This window comes from Bacillus sp. 103mf, from assembly GCF_900116295.1.
Taxonomy (GTDB): Bacteria; Bacillota; Bacilli; order Bacillales; family Bacillaceae_G; genus Bacillus_A; species Bacillus_A bruguierae.
Map to the genome: position 1 here is coordinate 48,302 of NZ_FPAF01000018.1, position 16,372 is coordinate 64,673.

Sequence of the window (16,372 nt, forward strand, 5' to 3'; positions counted from 1 at the left end):
AACACCCTTTCTTTTCTCTAATCGTCTTTACACATTCTTTCATTATAACAAAAAATAAGCTGCTGACACACGTCCCATCCAACATCTTTTTCTACGTCAAATGTTGGATTGTATACAGAAAAAGCATACAAGGAACAATAACTCTTGAAATAGATAAACCTATTTCAAAGCTGATGAAAAGGAGTGAATGTCTTGAGCAAGCAAAACATCGGCACAATCAATGCTCTTATTCGTATTACACTTGGTTTTATTCTGCTTAGCTGCAGCACTGCAAAGCTTGCAAGAAAACCATGGTGTACTTGGTCAAAAATTATGCTTTGGGTTGGGGCAATGAGAATCGCAGAAGGCATCATTCGTTTCTGTCCTATTGTAGAAGCATGCAAATTTAGTAAATATATGAACATTCCTGATTTAAAAATGCCAGGCATGGATTTTATGAAGAATGGACAGTCTAATAAACAAGAAGCACATCATACTTCTCACAACGACGAGAAAACAAGTCATGGAAGTTATGATGCTTCTGATAAGGAAATCGAAGCTGAGCTTGAAAAGGCTCTTCTCTCCAAACCGCTTTGAATCATTTGTCAACATGCAAGATGCTCTCAAAGAAACTTAGTCGCTGCAGTGGGCGACTAAGTTTTCTTTTATTTTACCACAAACAGAACTAATGTTCTATTCGGTGAAATTTTATTTTTTCTAAAAATTATAACAAGAACCTATTGTCACCTTTGATATAAAAGTGATATCATTTTTATATCAAAAGGAGGCGAGATCATGAAAGAGAAACAAGTATTTCATGTAAATGGATTTTTAGGACTGCTTGCAGTTTTAGTTTTAATTGGGGTTGGTTTATTTAGTCTTATTAATGAACTATTTGCTATTGGTATTCCTTCTTTTTTATTGGCAGCAATCCTTGCAAGTGGCATTGGTATGGTACAGCCAAACCAAGCAAAAGTGATTACATTTTTCGGTAACTATTTAGGAACCATTCGTGAAAATGGCCTGTTTTTAACAGTCCCATTTGCATTTCGTCAAACCGTTTCACTACGTGTGGAAAACTTTAATAGTAAAAAATTAAAGGTAAACGATGTCGAGGGGAATCCAATTGAAATTGCAGCTGTTGTTGTTTATAAAGTTGTCGACTCAGCAAAAGCAATCTTCGGTGTTGAGCACTATGATGCTTTCGTGGAAATTCAAAGTGAAACAGCAATTCGCCACGTGGCAACGAAATATGCATATGATAATTTCCAAGATGAAAACAGTATTACACTGCGCGGAAATTCAGAAGAAATTTCCGAAGAGTTAAAACGAGAATTAGAAGCACGTTTAGAAATTGCAGGAGTAGAAGTAATCGAAACTCGTTTAACGCACTTAGCTTACGCAACTGAAATTGCCCATGCAATGCTTCAGCGTCAACAAGCAAAAGCAGTATTAGCTGCAAGAAAAGAAATTGTAGAAGGTGCTGTACAAATGGCGAAAGATTCTATTCAAAAACTCGATGAAGAGGGTATACTTGATCTAGATGACGAAAGAAAAGCAAATATGGTTAATAACTTATTAGTTGCCATCGTCTCAGATAAAGGAGCACAACCCGTTATTAATGCAGGAAGTCTCTACTAAAGGTTGTCGGTAATCATGGCTAAAAAGAAAAGCTTCCCATTACGAATCGATCCCGAATTGTACGCAATTATTGAAAAGTGGGCAAACGACGAATTTCGAAGTGTGAATGGTCACATTGAATATTTACTTCGCGAGATGGCTAAGCAAAAGGGTAAAATAAAAAAAGAAGAGAGCTAGCTTTAAGCTAGCTCTTAATTATTTACGTGCAGAATTGCACGGTATCCAATATCTGTTCGGTAAAACAATCCATCACTTTCAATCTTTTCAATTTCTGCATATACTTTACCTTTTGCTTCTTGTAAATCTTTCGCCTTACAAGCAACAAACAACACCCGACCGCCATTCGTTACAAATGTCCCATCTTTAACATCCGTTCCTGCATGAAAGACAATTACATCTTCTAACGTTTCTAAACCTTTAATGACTGCGCCCTTTTCATAGCTTTCTGGATATCCTTTTGAAGCTAGTACAACACCAATTACTGCCTCTTCAGACCACTCTAAAGACAGCTCTTTTCCATCTAATACATGGTTACATACATCAACTAAATCACTCTCTAAACGAGGCAAGATCACTTCTGTTTCCGGATCACCAAAGCGGGCATTAAATTCTATTACTTTCGGCCCTTCACTTGTTAAAATAAGTCCTGCATATAAAATACCTATAAAGGAACGCCCTTCTTGTATCATTGCCTCAGCTGTCGGATGTAGAATGGTTTCAATTGCTTGTTCTATAGCTGACTCTGGAATTTGCGGTACCGGAGAATAGGCACCCATTCCACCAGTATTCGGCCCTTTATCACCATCAAAAGCACGTTTATGATCTTGTGCAATTACCATTGGGTATACAGTTGTTCCGTTGACAAATGCCATAAGCGAAAATTCTTGTCCATCTAAAAATTCTTCAATAACAACCTTTTTGCTAGCTTCTCCAAACTTTACGTCTTGCAGCATTTCTTTTACAGCTTGCAATGCTTCTTCTAACGTCATGGCAACTGTTACACCTTTACCAGCCGCTAAGCCGTCTGCTTTAATAACGATTGGTGCGCCGACTTTTTCAATGTATGCCACTGCTTCTTCATAATTTGTAAACGTCTCATATGCCGCTGTTGGAATATCATACTTTTTCATAAGCTCTTTCGTAAAAGCTTTACTTCCTTCAATAACAGCTGCCGCTTTGTTCGGACCAAAAACACGAAGACCTGCTTCTTCAAAACGGTCAACAATACCATTCATAAGCGGAATTTCTGGGCCAACAAACGTTAAACCAACATTATTTTCTTTCACAAAAGTAATAAGCGCATCAAAATCATTTTCATCAATTGCTACAGGCGTTGCTACGTCTTTCATTCCTTCATTTCCTGGCGCTACATATACAGCTTCTACTTGCTCTGACCTTGCGAACTTCCATGCTAACGCGTGCTCACGTCCACCACGGCCAATTACTAAAACATTCATATTTCATCCTCCATTATTCAAGTTAAAATCCAGTCTCTTCGCGATATATCGGCGGAAATGGTGCATTTATCGGCGACTTTCACAATATATCGACCGTTCTTTAACATATATCGGCGATTCGACACAACTTAAAGACCCTTCGACGCCGTTCGACACAAAAGCTAGATCATATTCAAAAGTAGAAGAAGATGACCCAAAAGTGGACTTTTGGTCATCTCCTTCGTTTCTCAATTAATGTTTGAAATGACGTACTCCAGTAAATACCATCGCAATGCCGTACTCATCTGCTTTTTGAATGGAATCTTCATCGCGAATGGATCCACCTGGTTGAATGATTGCTGTAATACCAGCTTTAGCCGCTTCTTCTACTGTATCTGGCATTGGGAAATATGCATCAGATGCAAGTGCACTTCCTTGTGCTTTCTCACCCGCTTGTGTAATAGCAATTTTCGCTGAGCCAACGCGGTTCATTTGCCCTGCACCAACACCAATTGTCATATTATCCTTCGCTAAAACAATTGCATTTGATTTTACATGTTTTACAACTTTCCAAGCTAATTTTAAATCATTCCATTCCTGCTCTGTTGGTTCACGCTTTGTTGGAATTGTGATTGTTGCATCTTCTAATGCTAAAGTATCCTCTTCTTGTACAAGTAAACCACCTTGGATAGAAGTTAACTTCTTACTAGCTGCCCTAACTTTAGCAATATCAACAGTTAACAAACGTAAGTTTTTCTTACTTTGCAGCACTTCTAAAGCTTCCTGTGAGAAAGAAGGTGCAATAATGATTTCTAAGAAAATTTCATGCAGCTTTTCTGCCGTCCTTTTGTCAATTTCACGATTTGCTGCAATAATTCCACCAAAAATTGATACTGGATCTGCTTCGTAAGCACGTGCATATGCTTCATGAATATCAGCTCCAACACCAACGCCGCACGGATTCATATGTTTTATCGCTACAACTGCTGGTTCTGTAAATTCTTTCACGATGCTAAGCGCTGCATCTGCATCATTGATGTTATTATAAGATAACTCTTTACCATGTAATTGTTCTGCATATGCAACAGAAGAAGTTGCTGCAAACGGTGCCTTATAGAACGCTGCTTTTTGATGTGGATTTTCGCCGTAACGTAAATCTTGTTTTTTCTCAAACGTAACAGTTAACGTTTCAGGGCTTTCTTCTCCTGTTTGTTCTGTTAAATAGTTTGAAATTAATGCATCGTATGCCGCTGTATGACGGAATACTTTTGCTGCTAATTTACGTTTTGTTTCTTTTGAAACTTCTCCACTTTCCTTTAATTCTGCTAATACAACATCGTAATCTTTTGGATCCACGACAACCGTTACAAACTCGTGGTTTTTCGCAGCAGATCGAATCATTGTCGGGCCGCCGATATCAATATTTTCAATCGCATCAGCAAATGTCACATCTGGTTTTGCAATCGTTTCTTTAAATGGATACAGGTTTACAACAACAAAGTCAATCGGCTGAATGTCAAGTTCATTCATTTGGGACATATGCGTTTCGTTATCACGTACAGCAAGAAGTCCACCATGGATGTTTGGATGTAATGTTTTCACACGACCATCCATAATCTCTGGAAAACCTGTTACTTCAGAAATTCCAATTACTTGTAAGCCGTTTTCTTCTAGTAACTTTTTCGTCCCACCTGTTGAAATCACTTCAATCCCTTGCTCAAGTAATCCTTTTACAAATTCTACAACTCCAGCTTTATTTGAAACACTGATTAATGCACGCTTTTTCATTTATTCTCCACCCCTAGTTGTATTAAATTTCCGCTCTTATAACTTCACTTCAGAATGTAATAAAGATTTCACCGTATCTACGTACAATCTATGTTCGACAAGTTGAATTTTCTTTTGTAAACTTTCTCGTGTATCATTTTCAGAAACTGTTACTGCTTCTTGGGCGATAATTGGCCCAGTGTCCATACCTGCATCAACGTAATGGATCGTTACACCTGTTACTTTCACACCATATTCAATTGCTTGCCCAACTGCATCTTTTCCAGGAAAGCTTGGCAATAGTGAAGGGTGAATGTTAACGATTCTCCCTTCATAAACAGCTAGCAATGTCGGACCAATTAAACGCATATACCCCGCTAGAATAATCCAATCAATCTCGTACTCTTGCAATTTCTTTACTATTTCTTGTTCGAATGCTTCCTTTGATTCATACGCTTTCGCTGAAAAGGAAAAGCAAGGAACATGATGATTATTTGCGCGCTCTATAACACGTGCGCCCGGCTGATCACATACGAGCAAACTAAGCTTTGCATCTAATCTTCCAGCCTCTACCGCGTCCACAAGTGCTTGGAAATTAGAACCGCTTCCTGAAGCAAAAATTGCTAATCGGCTCATGATACCGCGCCTCCATCAAATGTAACACCTGAACCTTTCACAGTGCGTCCGATGATACGAGCTGTTTCCCCTTGTTCTTCTAAAAGTTTCATAGCACCTTCTACATCTTCTTCTTTGACCGCTACTACCATACCAATACCCATGTTAAAAATATTGAACATTTCTTCTTTCTTTAATTGACCAACTTCTTGCAGTAAATCAAAGATTGGATGAACTGTCCAAGAACCAAGTTCAATTTGTGCTCCGATACCTTCTGGCAACATACGTGGAATATTTTCAATAAATCCGCCGCCAGTAATATGAGCCATACCAGTTACGTTATATTTCTTCAATAGTTCTAAAATAGGTTTGACGTAAATTTTCGTTGGTTTTAATAATTCTTCACCAAGTGGTAGTTCTAAACGACCATAAATACGATCAAGTGAAAGTTGTCCATCCTCTACCAACACTTTACGTACAAGAGAATAACCATTACTATGAATTCCACTAGAAGCAAGCCCAATTAATACTTGATTCTCTTCAATAGATTGTCCTGTAACAATTTTCTTTTTATCAACAATACCAACCGTAAACCCCGCTAAATCATATTCTTCCTCAGAATACATCCCTGGCATTTCAGCTGTTTCTCCGCCGATTAATGAACAACCAGCCTGACGGCATCCTTCTGCAATTCCTTTGACGATGTCTTCAATTTTACTAGGTTCTGCTTTACCGCAAGCAATATAATCAAGGAAAAAGAGTGGCTCTGCTCCTTGAACAACAATGTCATTTACACACATTGCAACTGCATCGATACCGATTGTGTCATGTTTGTCCATCATGAAAGCGAGCATTAATTTTGTCCCTACACCATCTGTTCCAGATACTAATACTGGCTCTTCTAATGCGAATTTTGAAAGATCAAACATCCCTCCAAAACCGCCTAACCCGCCTAGCACTTCTTTTCTCATCGTTGTTTGCACGTGTTTTTTCATGCGAGATACCGCTTCATATCCAGCTTCAATATCTACTCCTGCTTGCTTATATGCATTCGCCATCGTTTCTATACACCTCGTCTTTTTATACTGAAAGAATTTCTCCCGTCTACTGGGTAGTAACTGTAAGAAAAAGCGAGCTTCTACACAGCGTATAGTAGAAGCTGCTATGCTTTCTTATCGTGCTCTATATAAATCTATTTTAATTTTCCGACATATAGGTCGATGCTGTGCAGACAAAAAATGACTTACACTCTCTTGCTCCCTGTGTTTTAAACCTTGCATGTGGTAGAAAAAGGCCCTGACCGCTTCTATGCACGGCCAGATGCTCTCGCCCCTCCCTAAAAAGAAAAGGTTTTTTATGTCGTTTTTTAACTTATATATCTTTGCTTTATTTCATACTTGCTAAAAGTTCTTGCTCATAATCATAAAGAGCCGTCGGATAATCGCCATTAAAGTAAGCCATACATAAACCGCCATATTTCCCTTCGTACGGACGGCCAATTGCATTAATTAAACCCTCTTCACTTAAAAATGTTAAAGAGTCTGCTCCAATGATTTCACGAATTTCTTCTATTGAATGATTTGCTGCGATTAATTCTTTTCTTGTTTGAATGTCAATTCCATAGAAGCACGGATACTTAAGAGGCGGCGAAGCAATTCTTACATGCACTTCTGTTGCCCCAGCCTCGCGAAGCATACGAACAATTCGCTTGCTTGTTGTACCACGTACGATAGAATCGTCAATCATAACAACACGTTTTCCTTCAACAACACCTCGTACTGCTGAAAGTTTCATTTTTACCCCTTGTTCACGCAATTCTTGAGAAGGTTGAATAAACGTACGTCCAACATAACGATTTTTAATTAAACCTAACTCATAAGGAATTCCAGTTGCTTCTGCATAGCCGATCGCCGCCGAAATACTAGAATCAGGTACACCTGTTACAACATCTGCTTCAACCGGAGCTTCCTTTGCTAACAACTTCCCCATATTTTTACGCGCTGCATGGACGTTAACACCAGCAATGTTTGAATCAGGGCGCGCAAAGTAAATGTACTCCATGCTGCAAATGGCATGTTCTACATCATTTGTAAAACGATTTATCTGAATTCCTTCATCATTAATGATAAGTAATTCTCCAGGTTCTACATCACGAATGTATGTTGCTCCTACTACATCAAAAGCACATGTTTCAGATGCTACAACGTATGCATCTCCCATCTTTCCAATCGAAAGCGGACGGAATCCATTTGGATCTAATGCAACAATCATTTCATTTCCTGTTAATAATAAATAAGCAAAAGCACCTTTTACTTTGTTTAATGCATCTTTTACACTTTCAATTAATGTACCTTTTGTATTGCGTTTAATTAAATGAAGCAATACTTCTGTATCCGAACTTGTTTGAAAAATACTTCCCTCTGCCTCTAATTCACGGCGAAGCATTTTTGCGTTAATTAAATTACCGTTATGAGCTAATGCCATACTATGGTCTGAAAAGCGAAATAACAGTGGTTGAACATTCGCAACTTCAGCGCCGCCTGCTGTCGCATAACGAACGTGCCCAATCGCTGATTTTCCGTTTAAATCATCTAACTCACCGCGTGAAAACACTTCTGATATTAAACCAAGCCCTCTATGACCAGTGATTTTCTCCCCATTATTTACAACAATGCCAGCGCCTTCTTGACCACGGTGCTGCAAGCTATGCAACCCATAATACGTAACTTGTGCTGCATTTTCATGCCCCCAAATTCCGAAAACGCCGCATTCTTCATTTAGCCCCTTTATTTCATTAAGCATGGAATAGCCCCTTTCCAAGCCGTTCTCATTTCATCAACATCCACTGTAAGCAATACTTCCTTTTCTTCATTACGAATTGTTAATTGATTTGTATTTGTTACTTCCCCAACACAAAGTGCATCTACCATATTTTCAAACGCTTCTTTTTGCTCGCGTTTTACTGTAACAATAAAGCGAGATTGTGATTCTGCAAATAACATCGCTGTCGCTTCTCCAGCTAACTTCACATCTGCGCCTAATCCGCTTGTTCCCATTGCACTTTCTGCGAAAGCAACTGCTAATCCGCCTTCTGCAACGTCATGTGCTGATTGGACAAGACCTTCTTGAATCGCTGCTAGTAATTGCTTTTGACGTTTTTCTTCTACTTCTAAATCGATGCTTGGTGCTTGACCGAAAATTTTTCCATACACCATTTTTTGCAATTCACTACCACCAAACTCCGCTTTCGTTTCACCGATTATATAAACGAGATCACCAGCTTGCTTAAACTCTTGCGTTGTTACATGCTTTACGTCATGTACAAGACCAACCATACCAACAGTTGGTGTTGGGTATACTGCTTCCCCACTGCGCTCATTGTACATTGATACGTTTCCACCAATAACAGGTGTATGTAACGTGCGACACGCTTCGCTCATACCATATACTGACTTCTCAATTTGCCAGAAGATTTCTGGCTTTTCAGGGTTACCAAAGTTTAAGCAATCTGTAATTGCAAGTGGCTCACCGCCAGAACATACAATATTACGAGCTGCTTCTGCTACAGCAATTTTTCCGCCTACTTCGGGATCTAAATAAATGTAGCGAGAGTTACAATCCGTTGTCATTGCTAATGCTTTATTTGTTCCGCGAACACGAACAACCGCTGCGTCAGACCCTGGTGTAACAACTGTGCTTGTGCGTACTTGGTAATCGTATTGATCATATACCCACTCTTTACTTGCAATCGTTGGTTGTTGTAATAAAGATAGTAATGTCTCTTCATAATTCTCCACTTTTGGTGTTTCCATCTTCATTTGTTGGAATTCTGCAAAATACGCAGCTTCTTTTGAAGGCTTATGATAAACAGGTGCCTCCTCTGCTAATGCATCAGCTGGCACTTCCGCCACCATTTCACCTTTATGGAATAAACGAAGCATTTTATCTTCTGTTACTTTTCCCATTACTACTGCTGCAAGGCCATATTTTTCAAATAGCTCTACAATCTCTTGTTCTCTACCTTTTTTCACGACGATTAACATACGCTCTTGTGATTCAGAAAGCATCATCTCATATGGTGTCATGCCTGTTTCACGCTGCGGTACATCATCTAAATACATTTCAATACCCATACCTGCTTTACTTGCCATCTCTGCTGAAGATGATGTTAAGCCTGCCGCTCCCATATCTTGAATACCGACAAGTGCATCGGATTTGATTAGTTCTAAGCATGCTTCAATTAAAAGCTTCTCCATAAATGGATCGCCTACTTGTACCGCTGGGCGTTTTGCATCGGAATCCTCAGATAGCTCTTCTGATGCGAATGTTGCACCGTGAATACCGTCGCGGCCTGTTGCTGCACCAACATACATGACTGTATTACCAGCACCGTGCGCTTGACCTTTTTTTATGTCTTCATGGTTAATTAACCCAACGCACATTGCGTTTACAAGTGGATTTCCTTCATAACATGGATCGAACTGTACTTCTCCGCCAACAGTTGGAATCCCGATGCAGTTACCGTATCCCGCAATACCCGCTACAACTTCTTCAAATAAATATTTTACGCGTGGTGATTGTAGCTCACCGAAGCGAAGTGAATTTAACATAGCAATTGGACGTGCTCCCATAGAAAACACATCACGGATAATACCGCCAACCCCTGTCGCTGCACCTTGATACGGTTCAATTGCAGATGGATGGTTATGACTTTCCATCTTAAATACTACCGCTTGATTATCACCGATATCAACGATTCCAGCGCCTTCACCAGGACCTTGCAGTACACGTTCACCAGTCGTTGGGAACTTACGAAGAACTGGCTTTGAGTTTTTATAACTACAATGCTCTGACCACATAACAGAGAACAATCCTGTTTCTGTATAGTTTGGCAGGCGGCCTAAAATCTTTTCAACCATGGCAAACTCTTCGTCTGTTAATCCCATTTCCGCATAAATGCGTTCTTCTTTAATTTGAGTTGGATTTGGTTCAAGCAGTAACGACATATGTTTCCCTCCAATGTTTCAAAATAGATTGAAATACTTTTAGACCATCCGCTCCTCCAAGCAATTCATCAACAGCACGCTCTGGATGCGGCATCATACCAAGTACATTTCCTTGCTCACTTACAATCCCTGCAATATCTGAAACGCTTCCGTTTGGATTCTCTACATAACGGAAGACAATTTGATTATTTTCTTCTAACTGTTTCAATGTTGCTTCATCACAGTAGTAGTTTCCTTCACCATGAGCGATTGGAATATCGATCACTTCATCTTTCTCATATTGTGATGTAAACATTGTTGTATTATTTTCAACACGAAGCTGAACAGTACGGCACATAAACTTTAAGTTTTTATTGCGAATTAATGCACCAGGCAATAGTCCAGACTCTACTAAAATCTGAAATCCGTTACATACACCTAAGATTGGTTTTCCTGCTTCAGCTGCTTTTCGTACACCTTTCATTGCGTTTGCAAAGCGAGAAATAGCTCCGCAGCGAAGGTAATCACCGTAAGAGAAACCACCTGGTAGTAAAATTGCATCGTACTGATCTAAGTTTTCTTCACTATGCCAAACGTAGTCTACATCTTGGCCAAGCTCATCTTTAATTGCATGAAACATATCTACATCACAGTTCGAACCCGGGAAAACGATTACGGCAAATTTCACTGCGCGACAACCTCCTCAACTTCATAGCGATAATCTTCAATCACTACGTTCGTTAATAATTTTTCGCACATTTCTTTTACCTTTACATCAATATCTGTAACTGATTTATCAATTGTTAGTTCCATATATTTACCAATTCGCACATCTTGTACTTCTGTAAAGGAAAGACTATGAAGTGCTCCTTTTACCGCTGTTCCTTGTGGATCTAATACACTTTCTCTTAACGTTACATATACCTTTACTTTATACATGTGAAGCTCCCCCTAATCGTTTTAAAATCTCTTCATAAGCCTCTGTTAAATTACCAAGATCACGACGGAATACATCTTTATCAAATTTTTCATTGCTCGCTTCATCCCATAAGCGGCATGTGTCTGGTGAAATTTCATCCGCTAATAAAATTTCTCCATCTTCTGTTATACCGAACTCTAATTTAAAATCTACTAATCTTACACGACAGCTTGCGAAATGCTCAATCAATACTTGATTGATCTGTAGAGCTTTTTCTCGTAGTATGCTTACTTGCTCTGGCGTTGCAACGTTCAACACACGAATATGATCTTCTGTTACAAGAGGATCCCCTAAATCATCATCTTTGTAGTAAAGTTCGACGATTGGTGTTGTAAGTATAATACCTTCTTCCATACCTAATCGTTTTGAAAGACTACCCGCAATCACATTTCTTGTGACAACTTCTAATGGAATAATGCTTACTTTTTTTACAATTTGTTCTGTTTCTGATATTTTCTCAACAAAGTGTGTTTTGATTCCCACTTCTTGTAACTTTCTGAATAAAAGAGTTGTAATCTCGTTGTTCAGACGACCTTTTCCTGTAATCGTCGCTTTCTTTTCCCCATTGAAAGCAGTAGCACTATCTTTATACTCTACCCAAACCATATCTGCTGCTTCTGTACGATAAATTCTTTTTGCTTTACCTTCATACAGCAATTCTAGCTTTTGCATTTCGCAAGCCCCCTGTAGTTTGAAAAATGTGAATAGTATGTTTATAAAGAATGGCACAGAATGAAACGATTCTGTGCCATATAAAATTATCAGTTTAAGCCAAGACGTTCAAAAATTGTATCAACATGTTGTAAGTGATGTTCATAGTTGAAACATTCATTGATTTCTTCTTGTGTTAATTTGCTTGTAATACGCTCGTCGGCTTCTACAAGCTCTTTAAATTGCACTTGTGTTTCCCATGCTTCCATCGCTTTAGGTTGTACAATATCATAAGCTTCTTCACGTACCATACCTTTGTCGATTAACGTAAGCATTACGCGCTGAGAGTAAATTAGGCCATATGTTCTTTCCATGTTACGTTTCATGTTCTCTGGGAATACCGTTAAGTTTTTCACGATATTACCGAAACGATTTAGCATGTAATTTAACGCGATTGTTGCATCTGGTAAAATAACACGCTCTGCAGAAGAGTGTGAAATATCACGTTCATGCCATAATGGAACATTCTCGTAAGATGTCATCATATAACCACGGATAACACGAGCTAAACCAGTCATATTTTCAGAACCGATTGGATTTCGTTTATGCGGCATTGCAGAAGAACCTTTTTGTCCTTTCGCAAATGACTCTTCCACTTCACGTGTTTCACTCTTTTGTAAACCGCGAATTTCAACTGCCATTTTCTCAATAGATGTTGCGATTAATGCAAGTGTTGACATGTAATGTGCATGACGATCACGTTGCAATGTTTGCGTTGAAATCGGAGCTGCTTCTAACCCTAAGTTTTCACAAACATATTTTTCTACGAATGGATTAATGTTTGCGAATGTACCAACTGCACCAGACAATTTACCAACGCGAACTGTATCAGCTGCTTGTTTAAAACGTTCTAAGTTACGTTTCATTTCTTCATACCAAAGACCAAGTTTTAAACCAAATGTTGTTGGTTCTGCATGAACACCGTGCGTTCTTCCCATCATAATTGTGTATTTATGTTCTTTTGCTTTGTTAGCTAAAATAGTAATGAAATTTTCTAAGTCGTTTAGTAGAATCTCATTTGCTTGTTTTAAGATATAAGATAAAGCTGTATCTACTACGTCTGTAGATGTTAAACCATAATGTACCCATTTGCGTTCTTCACCTAATGCTGGTGTTTCTGATACAGCACGAGTGAAAGCAACTACATCATGACGCGTTTCTTGCTCAATTTCATAAATACGATCAATATCGAAAGATGCATGTTCACGAAGCTTTTTCACATCTTCTTTTGGAATATCGCCAAGCTCAGCCCATGCTTCACAAGCTAAGATTTCAACTTCTAACCATGCTTTAAATTTATTTTCTTCCGTCCAAATCGCACCCATCTCAGGGCGTGTATAACGACTAATCATCTTTTTCCCTCCAAAAGTTGTTCTTGATGGTCCCAAATATGCAAACTCTTCGCTTTTTCTAAAGCAACTTCAATATTTTCATTTAAAATATTTACATGCCCCATTTTACGCTGCGCTTTTGCTTCTTCTTTTCCATACAAGTGTAAATAGCACCCGGTAAATCTATTCACTTGTCTTAGGACCCCTTCTATATGTTCGCCTAAAATGTTTACCATGACAACTGGTTTTAACAAATTTGTTTCTCCTAGAGGTAAATTACAGATTGCTCGAATATGTTGCCCAAATTGACTTGTTTCACATGCATCGATTGTATAGTGCCCAGAATTGTGAGGTCTTGGTGCTAATTCATTAATATAAATCTCACCATCTGCCGTAGCAAACATTTCTACTGCTAGTGTTCCCACCAGTTTTAATTCATCCGCAAGTACCTGTGCATATGCAATTGCTTTTTGTGAAAGTGCTTCTGTGATGCGAGCTGGTACGATGGATTCATGTAAAATGTTATTTACATGAATATTTTCAGCTACTGGAAATACCTTCGTTTCACCACTAACACTGCGAGTGACAATAACTGATACTTCTTTTTCAAATGGCACCCACTTTTCAAGAATACATTCAGCTTGATTTACAAGTTCCAGCGCTCTCGCAACATCCGCTTCGCTTCTTAAAACAATTTGCCCTTTCCCATCATATCCTCCTGTTGTTGTTTTTAACACACAGGGAAAGGAAAGTTCCGTAATTGCTTCTAAAAGTGCATCTTGCGTCTGCACGAGTCTATATGGTGCAACTGGTAAGCCAACATTTACGATTGCATTCTTTTCTGTAAAACGATTTTGCGTTTTATTTAACAACTGACTACCTTGTGGTAAATACGCATGTTTTTCAAGCCATTGTAAACATCTATAATCAATATTTTCAAATTCATATGTGATAACATCGCTTATTTCCGCTAAATGCTGAATCGCTTTCAAATCATCATATGCTGCAACAATTTCAATATCAGCAACTTGTGCACATGGCGAATGCTTTGCCGGATCTAGCACAGCAATTTTATAACCCATTTCCTTCGCTGCTAGCGCCATCATTCTTCCAAGCTGGCCACCGCCAATAATTCCAATTGTTTTTCCAGGTAAAATGATTCTTGTCATATCAGTTCACTACCTTCACGCACATTTTTCTCAATTGCTTCTCTTCTCAATTCTAATGCATCATGTATATCATCATGAAATGATCCGAGTATTTGTGCTGCAAGTAGTCCTGCGTTTGTTGCACCAGCCTTACCGATCGCGACAGTCGCCACCGGAACCCCTCCTGGCATTTGAACGATAGACAGTAACGAATCTAAACCATTTAACGCTTTTGATTGAACTGGAACACCGATTACAGGAAGATTTGTCTTCGCTGCAACCATCCCTGGTAAATGAGCGGCTCCCCCAGCTCCAGCAATAATAACTTTTAATCCACGTTCACGAGCTGTTTCTGCATATTCAAACATATAATCTGGAGTCCGATGAGCGGATACAACTTTCTTCTCATACGGAATGTTTAATTCATCTAAAATGTCACAAGCATATTTCATTGTTTCCCAGTCTGACGTGCTTCCCATTATGATTCCAACTAGTGATTTCATATTAGAATCCCCCCGATTCAAATAAAAAAAGCCTGAAATAGAACATTTTCTCTTTTACTATGAGAGAAAGCGCTCTACTCAGGCATATGTATCCCTTGTGAATAGAAAAATACCGAGTGACTTTCCCTCATAGTCTAACGAATAACGGTCGTTAGGTAGAGACTTGCAGGCCATATCCCCGCGATTATATGAGGTACGATATAATATTGTTTCTAAAGTTATATTAACAGGTGTTCTTTAAACATGTCAATAAATAATCGAATGTTTTTTTATTCAGTGCATTGTAACGTTCGTGTTTTAGTTATAATAAAAAGAAGAAGCGAAAAAATATGCAGAAAAGAAGGAGAATTAAAGAAGAAATGCGAGAATATATGCAATTTAACTTACATAACGATTCACTATATAAATAGGAAGGATTCCATTCAAAAACAATTCAAAGTTATTGCGGTTGGAGATATAGCAGGAACTACTTTTTGTATATTTAAGCATCGCCTATGATACTATTATTATAAATTCACACTAATTTATAGGTGGTTTAATTATGAGGGAACTTAACATATTGTCATATTTATGTTTTTCTATCGCAATAACTGCTGCAATTATTGCATCCTCTTTTATAACATCTGACTTTTTCTATTCTCATTATTTAAAACTTATACTTTTTGTAGAAATAATCAGTCCCATTATCGGAATTATTTTAGGTTCTTTCGGAAAACCTGGAAAACCAAAACAAATTGCTATTATTTTAAACAGCATCTTCTTTATTCTTTTTTCACTTTTGGCATTATTAAATTTATGTATTATGATATTTGGCAAGTAAGATTCAACTAATAATCAGTGGGGGTTCTTCATTCCCCCACTGATTAACTGCTCGTTAATACGGGATAAAAATGAACACAAAAAAACCTAAGTCAAAACGACTTAGGTTTTTGCCTGGCAACGTCCTACTCTCACAGGGACAAAGTCCCAACTACCATCGGCGCTAGAGAGCTTAACTTCCGTGTTCGGTATGGGAACGGGTGTGACCTCTCTGCCATCATTACCAGACTTATGAAGGTATATTCCTTCAAAACTAGATAACATTTGCTTCATATTATATGGTTAAGTCCTCGATCTATTAGTATTCGTCAGCTCCACGTGTCACCACGCTTCCACCTCGAACCTATCAACCTGATCATCTTTCAGGGATCTTACTAGCTTAACGCTATGGGAAATCTCATCTTGAGGGGGGCTTCATGCTTAGATGCTTTCAGCACTTATCCCTTCCGCACATAGCT

The 16,372-nt window shown here is 38.6% G+C and carries 16 protein-coding genes, 2 rRNA genes and 1 riboswitch; of the genes, 4 read left to right on the forward strand and 14 right to left on the reverse strand.

What is annotated here, in order from left to right; translation table 11 throughout:
- Positions 1-192: 192 nt before the first annotated feature.
- From BM350_RS23095 to BM350_RS23105, 3 genes are all read left to right on the forward strand, one after another.
- On the forward strand, positions 193-576 hold the full coding sequence (locus tag BM350_RS23095) for a YgaP family membrane protein (RefSeq protein WP_090917435.1): 384 nt from the start codon (positions 193-195) through the stop codon (positions 574-576).
- Between the two features lie 198 nt (positions 577-774).
- A complete protein-coding gene (locus tag BM350_RS23100) occupies positions 775-1,620 on the forward strand; it encodes an SPFH domain-containing protein (RefSeq protein WP_090917433.1) in 846 nt (281 codons plus the stop codon).
- Between the two features lie 15 nt (positions 1,621-1,635).
- Positions 1,636-1,797, forward strand: a complete 162-nt coding sequence (locus BM350_RS23105) for a type II toxin-antitoxin system antitoxin (protein WP_090917431.1) — start codon at positions 1,636-1,638, stop codon at positions 1,795-1,797.
- Positions 1,798-1,811: 14 nt separating this feature from the next.
- Here BM350_RS23105 and purD read toward each other — a convergent pair whose 3' ends face one another.
- The 12 genes from purD to purE form a co-directional block, all read right to left on the reverse strand.
- A complete protein-coding gene (purD, locus tag BM350_RS23110; protein WP_090917429.1) occupies positions 1,812-3,077 on the reverse strand; it encodes a phosphoribosylamine--glycine ligase in 1,266 nt (421 codons plus the stop codon).
- A 231-nt stretch (positions 3,078-3,308) separates the two neighbouring features.
- A complete protein-coding gene (gene purH / locus BM350_RS23115; RefSeq protein ID WP_090917428.1) occupies positions 3,309-4,844 on the reverse strand; it encodes a bifunctional phosphoribosylaminoimidazolecarboxamide formyltransferase/IMP cyclohydrolase in 1,536 nt (511 codons plus the stop codon).
- Between the two features lie 36 nt (positions 4,845-4,880).
- Complete coding sequence (gene purN, locus BM350_RS23120; RefSeq protein WP_090917426.1) at positions 4,881-5,459, reverse strand: phosphoribosylglycinamide formyltransferase; 579 nt, start codon at positions 5,457-5,459, stop codon at positions 4,881-4,883.
- Positions 5,456-6,496 carry a phosphoribosylformylglycinamidine cyclo-ligase gene (gene purM, locus BM350_RS23125; protein ID WP_090917423.1) on the reverse strand — a complete coding sequence of 347 codons (1,041 nt, stop codon included), beginning with the start codon at positions 6,494-6,496 and terminating at the stop codon, positions 5,456-5,458. The genes purN and purM overlap by 4 nt, the downstream gene beginning before the upstream one ends.
- Before the next feature lie 328 nt (positions 6,497-6,824).
- The gene (gene purF, locus BM350_RS23130; protein ID WP_090917421.1) at positions 6,825-8,240 is read right to left on the reverse strand and encodes an amidophosphoribosyltransferase; all 1,416 of its coding nucleotides are present in this window, start codon (positions 8,238-8,240) and stop codon (positions 6,825-6,827) included.
- Positions 8,225-10,444 carry a phosphoribosylformylglycinamidine synthase subunit PurL gene (purL, locus tag BM350_RS23135; RefSeq protein ID WP_090917419.1) on the reverse strand — a complete coding sequence of 740 codons (2,220 nt, stop codon included), beginning with the start codon at positions 10,442-10,444 and terminating at the stop codon, positions 8,225-8,227. The genes purF and purL overlap by 16 nt, the downstream gene beginning before the upstream one ends.
- Positions 10,428-11,111, reverse strand: a complete 684-nt coding sequence (gene purQ / locus BM350_RS23140; protein WP_090917417.1) for a phosphoribosylformylglycinamidine synthase subunit PurQ — start codon at positions 11,109-11,111, stop codon at positions 10,428-10,430. The genes purL and purQ overlap by 17 nt, the downstream gene beginning before the upstream one ends.
- Positions 11,108-11,362 (reverse strand): phosphoribosylformylglycinamidine synthase subunit PurS, encoded by a 255-nt coding sequence (purS, locus tag BM350_RS23145; protein ID WP_090917415.1) that lies wholly within the window; start codon positions 11,360-11,362, stop codon positions 11,108-11,110. Before purS ends, purQ begins: the two co-directional genes overlap by 4 nt.
- Positions 11,355-12,074 carry a phosphoribosylaminoimidazolesuccinocarboxamide synthase gene (purC, locus tag BM350_RS23150; RefSeq protein WP_090917413.1) on the reverse strand — a complete coding sequence of 240 codons (720 nt, stop codon included), beginning with the start codon at positions 12,072-12,074 and terminating at the stop codon, positions 11,355-11,357. The genes purS and purC overlap by 8 nt, the downstream gene beginning before the upstream one ends.
- 89 nt (positions 12,075-12,163) lie before the next feature.
- Positions 12,164-13,465: an adenylosuccinate lyase gene (gene purB, locus BM350_RS23155; RefSeq protein ID WP_090917412.1), complete on the reverse strand. Its 1,302-nt coding sequence runs from the start codon at positions 13,463-13,465 to the stop codon at positions 12,164-12,166.
- Entirely contained in the window at positions 13,462-14,613 is a 1,152-nt protein-coding gene (gene purK / locus BM350_RS23160; protein ID WP_090917410.1) for a 5-(carboxyamino)imidazole ribonucleotide synthase, read from the reverse strand. The genes purB and purK overlap by 4 nt, the downstream gene beginning before the upstream one ends.
- Entirely contained in the window at positions 14,610-15,095 is a 486-nt protein-coding gene (gene purE, locus BM350_RS23165) for a 5-(carboxyamino)imidazole ribonucleotide mutase (RefSeq protein WP_090917409.1), read from the reverse strand. Before purE ends, purK begins: the two co-directional genes overlap by 4 nt.
- A gap of 110 nt (positions 15,096-15,205) precedes the next feature.
- Positions 15,206-15,307, reverse strand: a riboswitch (purine riboswitch).
- Between the two features lie 329 nt (positions 15,308-15,636).
- Between purE and BM350_RS23175 the strand changes: the two genes are divergently transcribed.
- On the forward strand, positions 15,637-15,915 hold the full coding sequence (locus BM350_RS23175) for a hypothetical protein (protein ID WP_090917405.1): 279 nt from the start codon (positions 15,637-15,639) through the stop codon (positions 15,913-15,915).
- Between the two features lie 111 nt (positions 15,916-16,026).
- Here BM350_RS23175 and rrf read toward each other — a convergent pair.
- Together rrf and BM350_RS23185 are read right to left on the reverse strand one after the other, a co-directional pair.
- Positions 16,027-16,142: ribosomal RNA gene (rrf, locus tag BM350_RS23180) — 5S ribosomal RNA — on the reverse strand.
- Positions 16,143-16,192: 50 nt separating this feature from the next.
- Positions 16,193-16,372: ribosomal RNA gene (locus BM350_RS23185) — 23S ribosomal RNA — on the reverse strand; the annotation flags it as partial.